The sequence below is a fragment of the Bacillus cereus group sp. BfR-BA-01382 genome (genome assembly GCF_022663475.1).
Classification (GTDB): Bacteria; Bacillota; Bacilli; order Bacillales; family Bacillaceae_G; genus Bacillus_A; species Bacillus_A thuringiensis_S.
Window position 1 is genome coordinate 1 of record NZ_JAKUFQ010000431.1, and the last position, 225, is coordinate 225.

The window sequence follows — 225 nt, forward strand, 5'->3', positions numbered from 1 at the left end:
ATTGCTGAGCAGAAACTTTACCGTACTTCTTCATATAAGAGAATGCACGCGGATTTATGTATGATGTTGTTACAAAATTATTTTGTTTCCCTGCATCTGCATCATAATAATCAACATAATAATTATCTTTTTTATTATAACGAAGTACAGCATCACTTAATTGATCGGCAAGGTTTTTATAACGCTCTTCCTTATACATTTCATAAGCACGATATAATTGTTCTA

General features: G+C 30.7%; 1 pseudogene. It reads right to left on the reverse strand.

Annotation, left to right across the window (positions count from 1 at the left end):
• Positions 1 to 225 (reverse strand): annotated as a pseudogene (locus MR160_RS34600) (transcriptional regulator); the annotation flags it as partial.